The sequence below is a fragment of the Leptospira sp. GIMC2001 genome (genome assembly GCF_028462125.1).
Taxonomy (GTDB): domain Bacteria; phylum Spirochaetota; class Leptospiria; order Leptospirales; family Leptospiraceae.
Genome location: NZ_CP115468.1, coordinates 2,615,799 through 2,632,682, shown reverse-complemented (window position 1 = coordinate 2,632,682; position 16,884 = coordinate 2,615,799). Strand labels below are relative to the sequence as shown.

The 16,884-nt window shown below is 34.2% G+C and carries 12 protein-coding genes; 8 read left to right on the top strand and 4 right to left on the bottom strand.

The genetic code is table 11. The features are described 5' to 3' along the window. From O4O04_RS13655 to O4O04_RS13645, 3 genes are read right to left on the bottom strand one after another with little or no spacing between them, the layout of a single operon-like run. Complete coding sequence (locus O4O04_RS13655; RefSeq protein ID WP_272532315.1) at positions 1-1,116, bottom strand: hypothetical protein; 1,116 nt, start codon at positions 1,114-1,116, stop codon at positions 1-3. Continuing rightward, on the bottom strand, positions 1,113-2,705 hold the full coding sequence (locus O4O04_RS13650; RefSeq protein WP_272532314.1) for an LA_3751/LA_3752 family putative glycosyltransferase: 1,593 nt from the start codon (positions 2,703-2,705) through the stop codon (positions 1,113-1,115). Before O4O04_RS13650 ends, O4O04_RS13655 begins: the two co-directional genes overlap by 4 nt. 2 nt (positions 2,706-2,707) lie before the next feature. Continuing rightward, on the bottom strand, positions 2,708-4,723 hold the full coding sequence (locus O4O04_RS13645; RefSeq protein WP_272532313.1) for an O-antigen ligase family protein: 2,016 nt from the start codon (positions 4,721-4,723) through the stop codon (positions 2,708-2,710). Positions 4,724-4,936: 213 nt separating this feature from the next. Here O4O04_RS13645 and O4O04_RS13640 point away from each other — a divergent pair, with 213 nt between their 5' ends. Further along, entirely contained in the window at positions 4,937-6,286 is a 1,350-nt protein-coding gene (locus O4O04_RS13640) for an EAL domain-containing protein (protein WP_272532312.1), read from the top strand. Positions 6,287-6,353: 67 nt separating this feature from the next. Here the strand turns inward: O4O04_RS13640 and O4O04_RS13635 are convergent, their stop codons facing one another. Then, positions 6,354-7,514 (bottom strand): DUF1577 domain-containing protein, encoded by a 1,161-nt coding sequence (locus tag O4O04_RS13635; RefSeq protein ID WP_272532311.1) that lies wholly within the window; start codon positions 7,512-7,514, stop codon positions 6,354-6,356. 87 nt (positions 7,515-7,601) lie between these two features. Here O4O04_RS13635 and guaB point away from each other — a divergent pair, with 87 nt between their 5' ends. The 7 genes from guaB to O4O04_RS13600 all read left to right on the top strand — a co-directional run bounded on the left by guaB (position 7,602) and on the right by O4O04_RS13600 (position 16,860). After that, positions 7,602-9,131: an IMP dehydrogenase gene (guaB, locus tag O4O04_RS13630; RefSeq protein WP_272532310.1), complete on the top strand. Its 1,530-nt coding sequence runs from the start codon at positions 7,602-7,604 to the stop codon at positions 9,129-9,131. A gap of 12 nt (positions 9,132-9,143) precedes the next feature. Then, complete coding sequence (locus tag O4O04_RS13625; protein WP_272532309.1) at positions 9,144-9,935, top strand: outer membrane lipoprotein-sorting protein; 792 nt, start codon at positions 9,144-9,146, stop codon at positions 9,933-9,935. Beyond that, complete coding sequence (locus tag O4O04_RS13620; protein ID WP_272532308.1) at positions 9,925-10,650, top strand: 16S rRNA (uracil(1498)-N(3))-methyltransferase; 726 nt, start codon at positions 9,925-9,927, stop codon at positions 10,648-10,650. Before O4O04_RS13625 ends, O4O04_RS13620 begins: the two co-directional genes overlap by 11 nt. A gap of 357 nt (positions 10,651-11,007) precedes the next feature. Then, positions 11,008-12,408 carry a hypothetical protein gene (locus O4O04_RS13615; RefSeq protein WP_272532306.1) on the top strand — a complete coding sequence of 467 codons (1,401 nt, stop codon included), beginning with the start codon at positions 11,008-11,010 and terminating at the stop codon, positions 12,406-12,408. Continuing rightward, complete coding sequence (locus O4O04_RS13610; protein WP_272532305.1) at positions 12,405-13,517, top strand: hypothetical protein; 1,113 nt, start codon at positions 12,405-12,407, stop codon at positions 13,515-13,517. Before O4O04_RS13615 ends, O4O04_RS13610 begins: the two co-directional genes overlap by 4 nt. 1 nt (position 13,518) lies before the next feature. Beyond that, positions 13,519-14,385 (top strand): hypothetical protein, encoded by an 867-nt coding sequence (locus tag O4O04_RS13605; RefSeq protein ID WP_272532303.1) that lies wholly within the window; start codon positions 13,519-13,521, stop codon positions 14,383-14,385. 213 nt (positions 14,386-14,598) lie between these two features. Continuing rightward, positions 14,599-16,860, top strand: a complete 2,262-nt coding sequence (locus tag O4O04_RS13600; protein WP_272532302.1) for a sulfatase-like hydrolase/transferase — start codon at positions 14,599-14,601, stop codon at positions 16,858-16,860. The last annotated feature ends 24 nt before the right edge of the window (positions 16,861-16,884 follow it).

Sequence of the window (16,884 nt, the reverse complement as noted above, 5' to 3'; positions counted from 1 at the left end):
TCAATTCCTAACGGTTTTTGAGTCTAGCTCTCTTGCAGGATAAGCAATAATAAAGCTACTTGCATAAATTAATGGAAATGCCAGAACGAGCAAATTCCTTCCAGTTATAATAGGATTTTTTAAAGAATAAAAAAAAGTCGAAAGAAGAAATAATAAAGTTAAAAGTAGAATCGAAATTGGAATATAAAAATTGATATTTATCTTTTCGATTTTTACTCCATCTCTTTTCATATTATATAAAAATAAAATTGTTAAAATTACAAATATGATCCATGGATTACTTAGGCGATTTATAAAAAAAACATAATTAAAAAATTCATAGTAAATTGTTGGATTCGGTTTTGGAATCCATGATATTTTCTGAGATTGAGGCAATAAATTGACTATTTTATAAATCTCAGGTAGAAATAGAAAAACAAGCAATAAGATTCCAAAAAAAATAATGAAAATATTACGTTTTGATCTGAACCATAGGCTAAGTAATCCTAATAAAGCAAAAATATGTAAAGAAAAAAGAAATCCAAAATAATGTGTGTATGAGAGTAATAAACTTAGAAACAAAAATAAAGAAAAACTATATATAGATATGGATTGCTTTAGAAGTATTTTTTTCCAAAAATTGCAATAATATATTGTGATCGGTAGAGTTAGAAATATCATCAAGCTATAAGGCCTAGCTTCTTGAGAGTAATACACTGCACCAAAACTTACCGATAAAAAAATTGTCGAAATAAAAAACGTCTTTTTCTGAACAAAATCCGCAGTTTTTAAGGCACTATAGAAAAGAAATATCAAAGACGAAATTCCAAAGACCACACTTAATGATCTGGCAACGATTGGAGAGTTACCAAATATTAAAAACCAATTGAATAGAAGTAGGCCGTGCAAAGGTGGATTAGTCTCTTTGGAGTATATTTCAAAAAATTCTATCAAGGACGATTTTTGCGAAGCCAAAACAGAAAATAATTCATCGTACCATAATGATTGTAAATCCAAATGTATGATTCGATAGTAAATTCCCATGGCTAAGAAAATCAAAACTATAGGTAAATGTAAGTGATTTGAAATCATTTTCACTAATTTAGTTCTGGATATTTGGTCAATATAGTTTCTCATTTCACTAATCCATGAATCAAAGTTATTGAGTTGATTGACTTCTGTTCTAAAATAGTTATATTTATTTTGTTTATATTAATATCTGTCTTATAGTTCTCATGAAACTTCTTCGGAATATCCGCGGACACATACATATTGTCCGGAGGCAAAACCAGGATCACTTTTTTATTTTTATAATGGGAATTCAAAAACTCATTTAAGACTTTCTCTTGATGAATATGAAAATGATTGTCTTTAATAAAGGATTTTCCTATAAAAATTGAAGAATAAAGACTTGTATGTATGATTGCTTGATTTTCCAACTTGAAGAAGTTTTGTAAAATCTGATAATCTCTTGCTCCGTTCTTTAATACTTTGAGACCTTCATTTGTTGCTTTATAATTGAAATAAAAACTAATCAGTATTACTGCAATTCCAGAATAAATTTGAACTTTTGAAAAATTTTCAGAATTGCGAAGGAGGGATAAGCCAATTCCTATATATAAAAAAAACATAGGAGTTTCTAAGTAGCGTAATCCAAAATAGCCAACACCTCCATAGAATTTTACGCTAAGTGGAATAAAAATAAGAGATAAGATCCCAGAAAATATTAACAATCCTTCTTTAAAATTCAATCTTTGAGTTACTGCAAATGCTAGACTTGTAATGATTGCAATCATACTCAAAGGTTGAAAGGAAAAGAGACCCACCATAATAATATCTCCGAAAAGATATGCTTTCCAAAGCTGCATACGAAACGAAAAATCAGGACTTGATACTTCATTGTCCAACAAAGATGAGATAAATCGAAAGCCTAGCGGATGTCCGGATTCTAAATAATTAAAAATACAGAAAATAGAAAATGGAATACAAAATCCTAAAGTTAAATACAAACCATAGGAAAATTTATTTTGAAATCCTTTGGAGAATAAAACAAGATATAATCCGCAAAAAAAGATTGGTATAAGAGATTCCAATCTAAAGTAAATCGAAAGCCCAAATAAAAATCCCAATAGAAATAGATTCTTTTTAATCGAATCATAAGGTTTAACGAAAAAATAAATTCCACACAAACCTAGAAAATGGTAGATAGGACTTTCAGAAAAATCCATCGCAGTTAGCAAGGGAAGGGAGAAGAAAGCTGAAATGAATAGGAGGATTTTGAAAATAACTTCTTTATCATAGAAGTTCAATATTTTAAAAAATACAAATCCAGATAAAATTAGAAAAAATAACGGTATATAAATCAAAGCATTGAATCCAAAGATATAATATATCGCTGTCGCTAAATATGGAAAAAACGGTGGATATTCGAAAACGCAGCGGTTAGGAATGGAATCTCCAATTAGAGACCAAGGGTATCGTATTGGAAAAAAATTAAACTCAGGATCAAGACTTTTACCATTGTAAAAGCATTCCGAATTTAGAATATTCGTATTTATTAATTGAACTGTCTGGAAGTATTTAATTTGACCATCACTAGTAATGAATAATGCATCTTTATCTAATCCTGATCTGTAGACGAGAATGAATACTAAGAATATGAAAATTAGAAAGAAATGATAATTAATCTTTATGGAATTACGCAAAAGCTTTAAGGAATTGATCATCACTACTTTGTTCCAAAATTTAGAGATTTTAGTGTGTCAAAAGGATCCTGAATATTCGAAATTAGGTTTAAAAACTCCGTCAAATCTTGATCTACCTCAGACTCATACAAGCTAGTGAGAAGTCTTAAGCACAGGGGCTGAGCCGAATTTAGTATGATACATTTTCTTGCATGTGATACTGCTTTCTCCAAGTCTTGCAGATCTTTATATTTCTCGTATTGTGATCTATGAAAGAAGAACTTAAGTTTATGGAAATTACTCTCAGGAACAGATCTAAAGACAAAATCTAAACCTGGATAGGTCCAGATAAGATCCGATCTTTCATTTTCATTCCTTTCGAAATATGTGAGGTTACTTTGGTTGTAATTTGGAGAAATATCTTTTTTATGAATTTTTATAAGACTAATCTGTATTGATGTAATCATTATAAACAGAGAAGCAATAAAAATTAAGGATGCATTAATATAATTAATTTTTGAATTCCACTGATAGTGTTTACTAGGAATTGCGAATGCGATGATGGAAAGAATTGGGAAAATAATGGGATAGTCAAAAATATGAAAATCTGTGAGCTCATGCAAACCATAGCCAATAGTGGTACTTATGAAAACAGATTCATAAATATTGATGGAAGAAGATCTAAATATTCTGATTAGATTTTTGATGAGATGATACAAGACAAATATAAGAAAGCCTATACCGATAATTCCAAAGGAAGAAGTTATTTGAATATATACACTATGGGCTTGAGGAAATGATTTGAAATGGTGAATAAAATGATATATATCAGAGAATGCTTTATCTGAAAAATTCGGAGGTAGCTGATATATAAGTCTCCATTCCGGTTCTGCACCTAAGCCAAAAATCGGAGATAAGAAACTCACTGATTTTATATGCAGTTCCCACAAGGAAAATCGAATATTTAAAGTTTCGAGATCTAATGAGCACTCTGCAATAGTAAAATAAGCAATTATTCCTATCAACAATACTGTTGCTCGAAAAATATTGTTATGGAAAATTTTCTTTTGTCCTTTGGAAAACAAAAATAAACTAATTGATGATACGGCAAAAAACGAGGCAATTAAAGATGTGCGAGAATGCGCAAAGTAAATTAAGAATAGGGCGCAAATAAAAATTAGCACTGATCCGATCGACATAGCATCTAGTTTTCTTTTATAAAGAAAAATTCCTGCAGCTATGGATATTCCCAATGTAGATATGGATCCAATTGCAGAAGTGGGAAAAGATAAAATGTTCTTTCTCAACATCCTCCATGTTCCTGATGTGATCATGGCATGAACATTATCATAATTGATTACTACTAATTGAAAGAGCATAATAATCAATATCGTTTTGAATATAAAATTCTTCTCATGTTCTTCTAAATGACGGAAAAGATGAAAACTGCTTAGAATGAGAAAGAAAAAAGAAAAACTAATGTATTCATAAATCGAATTGTTCTGTGTTTTGATAAAAAGCAAAAATAGAATACAGGAAAAAAATAGAATATTTAGGGAAGAGAAAACTTTAGGGAAGGTGACTCGAGTTTTTGTAGCACGATTGTCTTCTAGGTTCTGAAGCATAAAAGCGATTATTATAAATGGAAAAAGATAAATACCCTTATGATCATTTAAGTGAAATATCAAAGAATGGATGATTAATAACCAGGCACTAACAAAGATATATCGATTACTCGTATTCTTTCTAAAAATTACAATATATGAAAATAAACATACATAATGAATCGCTCGTAGAAAGTCCCGACTCATCCAATTGTTAGATGGGAAGGTTGTGATTGCAGAATAAGAAAGAAAAACTATAATAAATCCGCCGGAAATATAAAAAATAAAGTCCAAAATTTCTTTTTTTGAATTTCGGATTAGGTAGCCAACAACTAGAAAAAATAAGGAAAGGGAAATATAATTGATTCTGCTGGTTGGAAGCGAATCATCTATAAACAGAAGTAGAGATAAAAAAGATAAATAAAGAGTGAGAGCAACGATTAAAAAGGCTTTCATTTGTATGTCCCTGAGGATAGTTTTTTTGCTCATTTGCTGTCAAGAGTGAATGCAAAATTATCAAATTTGGATTTTTTAGTATAGTATCCACTCAAATTTCGTTACAACTATGTTTAAAATATGATATAAATGCTTAAAATATGCGCAGACATTTGATTCAAAGGTAAACTTTTTAGATTAATTAAATCGCTCAATGGATCTGTTTGCTTAATTATGGATCGTTTTGCTCAAAATATCAGAATAATTCTATTTCTAGCATACTTATTGCAAAAGATATGTATAAAGTTGGATTCTGATTTATTTATGTATCATATGCGAAGTCTTGTCGAATGGAAAAATTGGCTTAAATTGGGTGATGTCTATCCTGTATTTCAGCCTGTTGTATCAACGGAAACCGGAGAAATTTATGGGTATGAGGTATTAGGGCGTTATTTGCCAGAATACGATGATAATCGTGAACCAGAAAGCATGGGGCCTTTTTTTCTTGCATCCATCAAAAATCGCACTGATTCTCAGGAATTCATTCAGCTAAAAAAGGATATAGACCAAAAGATCCGAGAAAAAGCATTAATTGAATTCGCTCGTAATCAAGAAAAAAGTTCATCTCTGTTTTTGAATATTTCTCCCATGTCGATGAAAGAATATCTTAATTCAAAAACTATGGAGCTTCCTTTTACCGTTCAAGTTGTTCGAAAATTAGGAATCCGACCCGATCGAATTATCATAGAAATCACAGAAGAAAGGTTGGATGAAAATTTAGAACAAATTAGACCTATTATAGATATTTATCGAAGAGAAGGTTTTCGGATTGCAGTTGATGATGTTGGCTCGGAGTCTTCGAATTTAGATCGCATCGGACTTTTCCATCCCGACATCATTAAAGTCGATTTGCAAATGCTGAGGAGATCCGTGTTCTCTCGTAATTTTAAAGAGATACTTTTCACATTGTCTAGATTAGGTGAGAGTCTTGGCTCTAGTTTACTTTTTGAAGGAATTGAAAATGAAGAAGAACTCAACAATGCTTTGAACTACGGATCTAGGTATCTACAAGGATTTTATTTTGCTAAACCGATTAAGAATTTTTTGGAACCAAAATATTTTTCTGAACAATTAAGGTTAGCACTCGATAATTTTCATGAGAAAAAGACTAGGGAAGTTTTTGAAACATTGAGTTGGGAAGATAAAATTCAAAATCAATTATCAGATGTATTGAAGTATTTCGCCAATTATAATAATTCAGATCGGATCGATTCCTCAGTTATGAATTCGATTGAAAGTTGTGTATTTAGATTGTATATAACCGACGAAAAGGGATTTCAAATTTCTCCCAATTATTATAGATCCGTCGAAGGTAGAATCGAAGAGGATCATTCCTATATCGGTAGGAATTGGTCCTGGCGTCCGTTTTTCTATGAGCATAGCTATAAATCAGTCGTATCCAAAAAATCTTGGATGGTCAGTTCTCTATACCATGATATATCCGAAAATGTTATGTTAAAAACTTTTTCTAAAAATCTAAATAATAATTTTATTTTATTTGTTGATGTAGTATTTGAAATGTAAAATTTTCCCAACCGACTCAATTAGTTTAGTGATTTATGTGATAAAACATAATCAAGAACTAGAAGAATTAAGTAGGCGATCCAATTTGGCGTTTGAGCAGTTCCAAGTTTTCTAGAAATCTTTTCTTCTCACCAGGTCTAGAAGAATGTCCTGACAAATGGATACCCATGATAAGTGATCCATCTTCATCTTTTGTGATAGAACGAATTGTTCCATAAACAGTCATAGGAGATTGCATTTTGAAAAATATATCAAAATTGAATCCAGACAATCTGGGAAGCGTTTGATTGAGATCGGGGTGATTGATTTTTATTTTCAATCCTCCTGCCGATACATCTAATACAGGAAATCGCTCAGTAATCGTAACGGTATTTGAGTTTCGAATTCGATCTACCATTTCAAAAGTGAGTGTCTTAATTTCCATAGCTTTACCTAGATCAAAATTCTCAGTCTTGGATTGCATGTGAACATATCCAATCGGAATTGCGTGTTCATCTAGATCAACATAGATCACAGGTACGATGAGTTCGGATTTAATTTTACCATCTTTGAATTTGCGAATCTCTGATTTGAAATCGGTGTCAATTTCTTCCTCATAATTCAAAAAATCTGGGCTCGGAGTTGTTGTATAGGATGTCGGGTCTTGGGTTTCCTCAATCAGAAAAATTTTCTGAGTTTTTTTTACAATTCTCAGTTTTTCTGGATCATCGGATTTGAAAGTTGAGATTTTTATAAAATCACAACTGTTCTTTAATTTAATCTCGTAATCCGAAAAATTCACTTTCACGGATGTTGGGATGATGAACATATTTGCATCGATCGATGCCTTGCTTGTCAATATATTTGTAATCCAGACATGGCCGGGTGGAACAGGAACACGAGGAGCTTCCCTGTCTCGATTTGCGATTCCAATTCGCTCTATTGCCAATACAAAATTGTTATCGCCTTTGGATTGGATTACTTTGCAGTCTAATTGTATGTAGCGAGCTAAAATTTTGAATAGAGTGACCTTTTCATTGATTTCTAGATTGGAATGCGCATCTGCCGTAACTAAAACTTTGTTGCCGTCAGGACTGATTTTTTTTAAAATCACCTTCCCACGTTCAGGCAAGTCTTTGAATTTTAAATCTTTACCAGCAAGAAATTTCGTGAGAACATGTAGTTTTTTCTCTGGTTCAGAGAAAACGTCCATATTTCGCTTTTGTCTTTCAGTTGTGTCGAGTGCCATTCCATTTATAAGTATCGGAACTTCTTATTCTGAAATTCTCTTGCCACCACATTTTTAATTCAGACTCTAGTAGGTATAAGGAAAATTATGTCAAATTCTAGCCAAAAACAACCCGAAATTCTGGACGGACTCTCGGGAGAGGAACTTTTTTCTCGTCTTAATGTCGGTTTGACCTATCGAGATTTTCTGGTTCTTCCAGGATACATAGATTTCAATCCAGCAGATGTAGATCTGGAGACGAAGTTCAGTAGAAATATTACGATCAAGAGACCGCTGATCAGTTCACCCATGGATACAGTGACCGAGTCAAACATGGCGATCGCTCAGGCTCTTATGGGTTGCATCGGAATCATTCACTACAATAATACGATTGATAGCCAAGTAGAAGAAGTTCGAAAAGTTAAACGTTATGAAAACGGATTTATAACAGATCCAATTGTTCTAGGCCCCAATAATAAGATTGCGGATCTAGATCTAATAAAAGAATCCCACGGCTTTAGTGGAATTCCTATTACAGAAGATGGAACACCTAACTCAAAGTTGATTGGAATGGTTACGAATCGTGATGTTGACTTCGAAAGAGATAGAAATCTCAATCTTGGTTCTGTTATGACGACAGAACTCATCACAGCATATGAAGGAATTAGTCTGCTTGAGGCAAATGACATCCTTAAGAAAAGTAAAAAAGGTAAATTACCAATCATCAATAAGCAAGGAAAATTGGTATCCCTTGTGTCTAGAAGTGATATCAAAAAAAATAGAGACTATCCATTTGCTTCTAAAGATGCAAACAAGCGATTGAGAGTGGGAGCTGCAGTATCAACTCTTCCCGAATCGAGAGAGCGTGTCGATGAACTGGTAAAAGTGGGAGTTGATGTTATCATTATTGATTCTGCCCAAGGTAACTCAAGTTATCAGATCGATATGATAAAACATATAAAATCGAAGTTTCCAGATTTAGATGTAATTGCAGGAAACGTAGTTACCAAAAGCCAAGCCAAAAATCTTATAGATGCTGGTGCAGATGGACTGCGGATTGGAATGGGACCTGGTTCGATTTGCATTACTCAAGATACAATGGCTGTTGGTCGTGCTCAAGCAACAGCTATCTATCAGACAGCGGCTTACGCGAGTCAATTTGGGGTTCCAGTCATTGCTGATGGTGGAATATCTAACATTGGTGATATGGCAAATGCTCTAGCAATCGGTGCATCAACTTGTATGATGGGATTTATGTTTGCTGGAACAAAAGAAGCTCCTGGTGATTATTTCTACGAGAATGGGATTCGACTCAAGAAATACCGCGGAATGGCAAGTATGGAAGCAATGAAAACTGGCGGAGCGAAAAGATATTTTTCGGAAGACCAGAAAATCAAAGTCGCTCAAGGCGTTTCGGGAACCGTGGTTGATCGCGGAAGTGTTTTGAATTTTATTCCATATCTGATTCAAGGACTCAAGCAATCATTCCAGGATATGGGCATTCGTTCTCTATCTTCATTGCATAAATCTCTTTATGCTGGGGAATTGAGATTTGAGAAAAGATCAGAACAAGCACAGCTACAAGGTTCTGTTCATGGATTGTATTCTTATACTGCACCTACAATGAGAGTAGAATAAGTATATAATAAGATGCGAATATTCCTATTGTCCATTCGAATAATTTTTATATCAGTTCTATTATTTATGACTGATTCTTCGAGTTTTCTGCAAGCACAGGTTGCTTCGCGAAATGCTCAAGAAATATTAGCTCGTTTGGATGAGGAACTCAATCTCGGCAATGGACTGACCAAAGCAAATTTGGTTCTAATTCGTAGAAACGGACAGAGTGAAACTTGGAAAGTGAGTTTGTTTCGCAATGACGGCAATTCTCTTTATTTGATGGAGAGAAAGGGCAGAGGTCTTGAGACAAAATTGCTTTCATTGGATGAGGGGGATAGGATTTATTTATTCAACTCTCTCTCATCTAAGATGTTTCGAAAAGCAGAAGAAGAAAAATATGAGATTTTTCAGAATTCGGGTTTCTCTTATGTAGATCTTTCTGGTTATCTATATCAGGCTAACTACGATCCAATCATGAATGGTGAGATGGAAATCGCATCCAAGACTTACTTGAGAGTAAGTATGAAGCCAATTATAACTTATGAATATAAGAAGTTAGTGCTATTGATGTCCAAGGATGAACTTCGTCCATTTAGAATTGATTTCCATGACCGCGATGGAGTTTTATCCAAATCATTGAATATAAAATACGCACCAGTAAAAGTGAAAACCAGTTCTGGGACTACAACAAAAGAACTAGCAGCACGATTGGAAATGTTGGATTTGAATACAGGAAATATTGGAATATTAGAAATTAGTGAACTAGATTCAACAGTGAAGACAGATCCAGCCATCTATTCGGTTGACAACCTTGGGCGCTAAAAGAGACAAACTTCAAAAATTAGAGACAGTCCTTTTTTTCCGTAGAAATTTTGTCCCCACGCCTGCTGATGAATTGACTGGTTTTGAAATTACCCACCTCAAGAGTCTCAGACTTTTTAACGCAGATAAATACATAGAAATACGCGATGGAAATGGGAGAAGTTATACATATTTATGTGATGTAGGTTCTAAAAAATTAATTCCTGCAGGAATTCTGACAGATAAATTAGAACAGAAGAACAAGTCTATATTAGCTGGTGCGATTCCAAAAGGCAATAGATTAGAATGGCTTTTACAGAAAGGAACAGAATTGGGAGTCACAGAATTCCATTTCTGCAATTTTGAAAGATCGGTTCGATTGGATTTTTCCTTAGAGAGAACAGAACGTATCTTGGCTGAGGCTGCAACGCAATCTAAGCGTATGTTTTTGCCAGATGTTACTCTTTATAAAGATTGGGAAGATCTTGTTGTAAAGATTGGAAAAGAGAATTTCTATATTCTCGATCCTAGGAGTGAAGTGTCCTTCGATCATTCAAAAGTTCGAAACAAGATTGCGATAATAGGTCCAGAAGGTGGATTTGGTTCAGAAATTGGTAAGATGCAGGCTATAAATTTACCTGCATATCGACTAGGAGAAGAGATCTTAAGAATGGAAACGGCTTATATCTTTATTGCAAGCATAAACCATTACAATAATTTATTGAGCTTCGATTAAGACGAAGATATTTTGAATATTACAATTGCTCGAACAGCTTGAGAGGCAACTATCGACCGCTGTGAAATTTTCACCAGTGACATTTGGATATCGATCGGCGCAGGCCTGCTGACAGGCAGCCAGGCTTCCACCCTCGCATAGAAGTGCGTATGTAAATACCGCTTTGTCAAGAGCATCATCGTCTCTGGTCTGACATTGAAAAATGAAAAGCGAAAGAAAAAGCACTAGAGTGATCGAAAGGAATCGGTTCATTGATTCAAAATTCTGCGTTCGGGTTCTATTGTCAATTCTTAAGGAATAAAAAGGAAAACTATTTGACCGTTAATGCCTTAGAATGCATCTTTTCCAAGAATCATAATGAGCGACGCAATTAAGAAATCAATAGAGAAAAACTCCAGTGGAGAGTATATTTTTACACCGTATGGAGAATTTTTATCCTACTTCCATGCTCATTTGGAGATTTTCAAAAGGTTCTGCAAATCCAAAAACTATCAACCGGCAAAGACTGATCAGCTCCATAAAAATTTGAAATCATTCATGGCATCAAATGTCAAGAATGTGGATCAGTTCTTTCAAAATATTCCAAAATTTGCCGAGATTCTTGAAGTATCCAAGGACGAATTGTCCGCATATTTAAATAAGAATTTTCTAGAAGCACTGCCTGCTATTCAAGATAAGTTTAAAGCTTCCGAAATAAAGAAATTATCGAGTTCTCCAAATCGCGAATTTGAAAGAGTTACTGAAGAGATCCTGGAGATGACTAGCTATCAATTTCCAGCAGGACATCGTTTTACTAACCAAAATAATGTGGTAGTCTTGGAGAATATCGCAACAGGAGAAGTTGTTGAGCCTCAAGGTTTGATGGTTGCAGCTGCTGCAAGTCCTGCGATGATTGGAGCCGATCCAAAAGCAGAATCCAAACCAGCACCGGTTAGAGTCTTTAAAGAAGACCCATTTCTTCAGGAATTGCATACTCTGTTTGGTGATGAGTTTAGTGGCGAAAAAATCGTTGTAGAATCCGAGATTGAAGAAAATCATTCTCCTCCGGCTCAAGATATTGCCGTCAATTCGGACGATGTTTTAGAAGATATTGAAGATATTGATTTCGAGGAACCCGAATCTGAAGAGGAACTAGATGATCCGCATGAGTCAGGTGTTCTAGATGATCTGGGAGATATTCTGGGGCATGGATCCGAGGAAGAAGTAGATTATTCAGAACCAGAACCTACTATCGAGCCAGAGATTGAAAATTTTCGTGTGAATGATTTCTTTAATATTTTGCAACAAGTGAATTCTTATCAAGCGAAGCAGGATAACTCGGGATATCAATCCTGGCTTGCATCTTCAGATGATCTTACGCGAGTCGTTGTTAGCTTAAGGAGTAATCATCTCAAAGAAGTAAAGGGGGAGGCGGTTTCTTGGGATAGTATAGTTGAACAGATGGAATCGAAAACGAAATATGATCGATTGAATATCAACGATTTAAAAGGAAAAGTAGTCTCTTATCATTGGGTTAAAATTTCCTTGGATCGTGCCGCAGGTGAGTTACGTAAAGGATCCCCAGAACTTTTGCAGTTGGTCAAGATGGCTTGGCCTCATATCCAAAAGGCATTTATGAATGCTCCAGATTATGAATTGGTACTTACGAATCTAAAAAATTTAGTATCAAAAGTAAAAGAAGAACCCCTTCGCAAAGAAATGATTCGGATTCTTACATTAACTTTAAATTTTCTAAAAACAAAATATCCTCCTATATGAAAAGTTTACAGAAATGGATAATTCTTTTATTTCCATTTCTAATTCAAACTGACTGGAAATCAATGGAAGCCCAATCGGATCCACTTCTACGCAGACCTTGGATCGCTACTTCCTCAGCCGAAGAAGAAAGATTCTTTAATAGAGTTCAGACTATTTCTAAATCTAAACCGTATTTTGTTGTCAAACAGGATGATTGGGGAAGAAATTATAAATTAAAAAATGACGGATCCGCAACATATTTGTTAGATGAGTCTTACCGACAGAAATTTCCTACTCTAAATAATATCTATTTGGGATATAGAGAAGCAACAGCGCTTGCAGATAACGGTCACTGGATTCCAGCGATTCACCTATTGAACGGTATTGAATATTGTATAAGAATCAATGCTTCTCGATTGGCATCCAAGACTTCATCGAACAAGGATATTTCAAAATTAAAAAATCGACTATTGCAAGCCAATTCAGACAAGAATCAAGAAATCGAAATACTTACAGATCCTTATGGTTGCATTCATGAAAATAAATTATTTTTAGAATCTAAGGCATTTTCTTACCAAATCGAGGTGCCTTTGGATTTGTCTTGGGAATACGTTAAAAATCCGGAAGATATAACAGGAATATATGAAGACTATTCCTTTCGGTATCAGAGGCTTTATAAAATTCTCAAGAGAGATGATAAGCAAAAAGATTCTCAAAACGAGAACGTTTTATCCATTAAGGATGACATGGATGAAAAGTATGAATTGGCAAATCAAGGACTTTTGCATGCTAAGTCGCAGAAGATTATTTTTTTTATCGGTACGTGTTTTCAGAAAAAAGGAATTTTTAACGTCGATAATTTTTTTCGCTTGTGGGATGTTAAGCGAGGAATCAATTCAGCTACCACTCGAGAATTGAAATTCAGAAGAAAAGAAAAGGCTCCTGGCTACGAATCAAGTCTTGTTACAGTAGATGAGTTCGGAGTTAGCCAGAAAATAATGATTCGCGAACATTACTATTGGAAAAAGAATAAGGGTATCTTTTTATCAATTTCTTATCCTGAATCAGAATCAGAAGAAATGGAAAAAAACTGGCAATCTATGATTAGCAGTTTTAGAGTGAGAGACTGATATGGTATCTTATTTTGTAGAAACTCGAAACAGAAGTCGGGGCGATAGAAATCCTAGTAATCCTGATCCTCCTTTATGGACATTGATTTTTATGGGATGTCTACTTATAAATACAGTTAGTTTTTCATTTATTCCATTGGGACAGATTTCTGGATTTCAAGTTACAATTTTATTTTTGGTTCTAGTTGTGATTCCGTTATTATTTTTGAGTCTGTATCTTGCCAATAAGTTTGGTTACGGAATTCTATTTGCTGGATTTTTGTCAATTCCTGGTGCAGCAGTTGGAATGATTGTTCTCGGTGATTTTATTGGAGTTTTAACGAATCGAGTTGTTGTAGAGGGAATTCAAGTAAGAGAAGCAATTTATTTCCCATTGGCAAAAGTTTTTGAATTCGAAAAACCCAAATTGTTATTAGATAGATCAGTTGAATTTACAGATACAAGGCTTGTATCCCAAAGACCTGGCGGTTCTGGACAAGCGATTCCCGTTCATTATGTACTCGTTCCCATTGTTGACATCGACTATGTAGAGGGAGAATCTGTTGCTGCTTGGGCAATTTGTGCATCCACAGATTATTCGAATCGAGAATGCTTTTCGGATACGAGTAATGGGATTCGTGGCGGATATCAAGTTCCACATAATGTTCGCAAAATTTTTCTTGGTGGATTGAAGGAATCAAGGACCAATTCACAATCCAATATTCAACCAATCAAAACTGTAGATAGCCCGATTTTCCTTTATTGGTCGGCTGGTTCTCGGAATAAAATACTGATCGCAGGATATTTCGGGATCGGTTTTATTATTTTTTTAAACTTCTTTTGGGTTGGGTCCGTGAGAATTTATTATAGTTTGAAAAAAAAACATTAATCTACTTCGATTTTTTAAGAAAATTTATGTCAAATCTGTCTAAAGTTTGTTCATAGATGTTTCTCCTTATGTAGACCCTGCTGGGAGGGGAATATTTCCCAGCTTTTTCTCACGAGAAATCGTAGTAATCGCGATTTGTGAGCTTTGATCCCAGATAGACTTGCCTTGATTAGAAAACTCTCAATTTTATCTTGGTCATAATCTAAATTCAACATGCAACCAATTCTGAAATTTTTTAAAAAATACAAACCCTATAATATGGGTGCAATCTGGTGTGCAATTGTTTTCGTTCTTTCTCTTCTATTGAACACATCCTTTCATATTATGGGAGTGGATGTTGCAGAATTCATCAGTTTGATATTAGGCGACTTTATAGTCGTAATTTTAATTTCCTATTCGAAAATATTGATTATATTTTTAGCTTTTTCTTGTATATTGAGTTATTTTATTAGTGAATTTACCGAGTCCTTGAAGATCAAAAAGCGATTTGCTTGGATTCTGTTTATATCCTTGCAGATAAATTTATTATTTCATTCCATAATTACCTATCCTCAATTGTATGGAGAATTTTTTTATATTAGATATCCTTCATTGATTGGGATTTTGCATTTTTTGACTGATTGGGTATCGCCCTATATTCTTCTCGGTTTAACTTGGCTATTTGCAATCGTTTTGCTTTGTCATTTTTTATTCTCAGCTTTTGAAAATCGATCCAAACAATTCGCATTTTTGACTTTTGCTTTATTGAGCTTTATTGGATTCCATTTCTATAATAGCCCACTTGGTTTGATTTCTGTGATGATTCTTATTCCCTTTGCAAGTAATTATTGGAATAGATTACAATTCAAGACTACCGCATATTTACTATTAATTCCAATATTTGCTTTTAGTTTTCCAATTATTTGGGAAATATTTTATTTCAAGACCAATCAATTTTTCATTAATCAAGATCCAAAATCTCCAAATATTTTTATTCTATCAAGTGATAGTCTTCGATATGACAGACTTGGTTTTATCTCTGGAGATCGACAGATTACACCTAATATAGATAAGTTTTCACGTGACTCAATTGTTTATCACGATCACCATGTAACAATTCCGAGAACTTTCCCAAGTTGGGCAGATTTATTGACGGGTGAATACTCCATGTCACATGGAATTCGAGATATGTTTCCTGCTCCATCTGAGAAACGTAATATTGGAACCCCTCGATTTCCAACAATCCCTCAAATTTTAAAGAAAAAAGGATATCGATCTATTGTATTAGGTAATTTTGCCGCAGATATTTTCCCAAGAGCAAATTTTGGCTTCGATGAAATTTTTTGTCCAGATTTCAATGCAAAGATTCTTACAACACAGCGAGGTTTAGATTCTCAGATTTTTCTTTTGCCAATACTTACAGGATCATATTTATTCGGTGGTGAATACCTTAGCGAAGTAGCTGGCTTGTCTAATCTAGGCGACGGTTCACGTCTTCTGCGAAATTTTAAATCTCTGATACGAAAGAATTCCACATCCCCTTTATTTTTTGTAAATTTTTCCTCGGTAGTGCATTTCCCATACACGCCACCTTATCCTTTTTATAAAAAATTTACCAATTCTGAATACTATGGCAAATACAAGTATTTTAAATTCGTAGATCCTTCAGCCGATTCCAAACCAGATCAAATTGAAATTCAACAGATACGCGGGGTTTTTGATTCAGCAATACATGCCTATGATGATGAGTTTGGTTCAATGATTCATTTTCTTCAAGAGAACGGATTGTATGATGAGTCGATCATAATCCTTACTGCAGACCATGGAGAGGCACTCTATGAAGATATTCATGGTCAAGGTCATGGAGAGCATTTGCGTGGCGAAGTAGTTACAAAAGTTCCTCTATTGATCAAATATCCAAAAAGCTATAATAAGAATAATTTAGAAGCTCATGTCGATTCGAAAGATTACAAAGGGATTACTTCTTCTATAGATTTATACCCAACTATATTGGAATATTTGAATATTCCAATGACTTCTGCAAAACCCGGTAAATCCTTAATTGCTTCGACGGAAGATTCTGTTTTACAGAAAGACAGATCCGTTTATTCCGAAACAGGAATTTGGTTTTCGGATAGAGGGAATCAGTTTTTTCAAAAACAAAGAATTCCGTATCCAAATATTATGATGATGCATAAAGTTGTTGTCGAAGAAGACTATCAAATTATGATCACGGATCGCAATTATCGTGAAACTATCGCATTTTCCAAGCATCGATCGATTCAAAATAGCAGATACAAACTCATTTATATACCGACTAGAGAAGGTGTAATTTTTGAACTCTATGATCGTATCCAAGATCCAATGAATACCAATAATTTATGGCCTCTGGGAAATGTTGGCCCTAAGCTTAAAAAGGAATTGTTAGAGCTTGTAAATCAGGCAAGTAAGGTAAAAATTGTGGGAGAATATATACTTCCACAACAACTCCCATAATTTCTCTCTTGAGTCGTAGTCCCT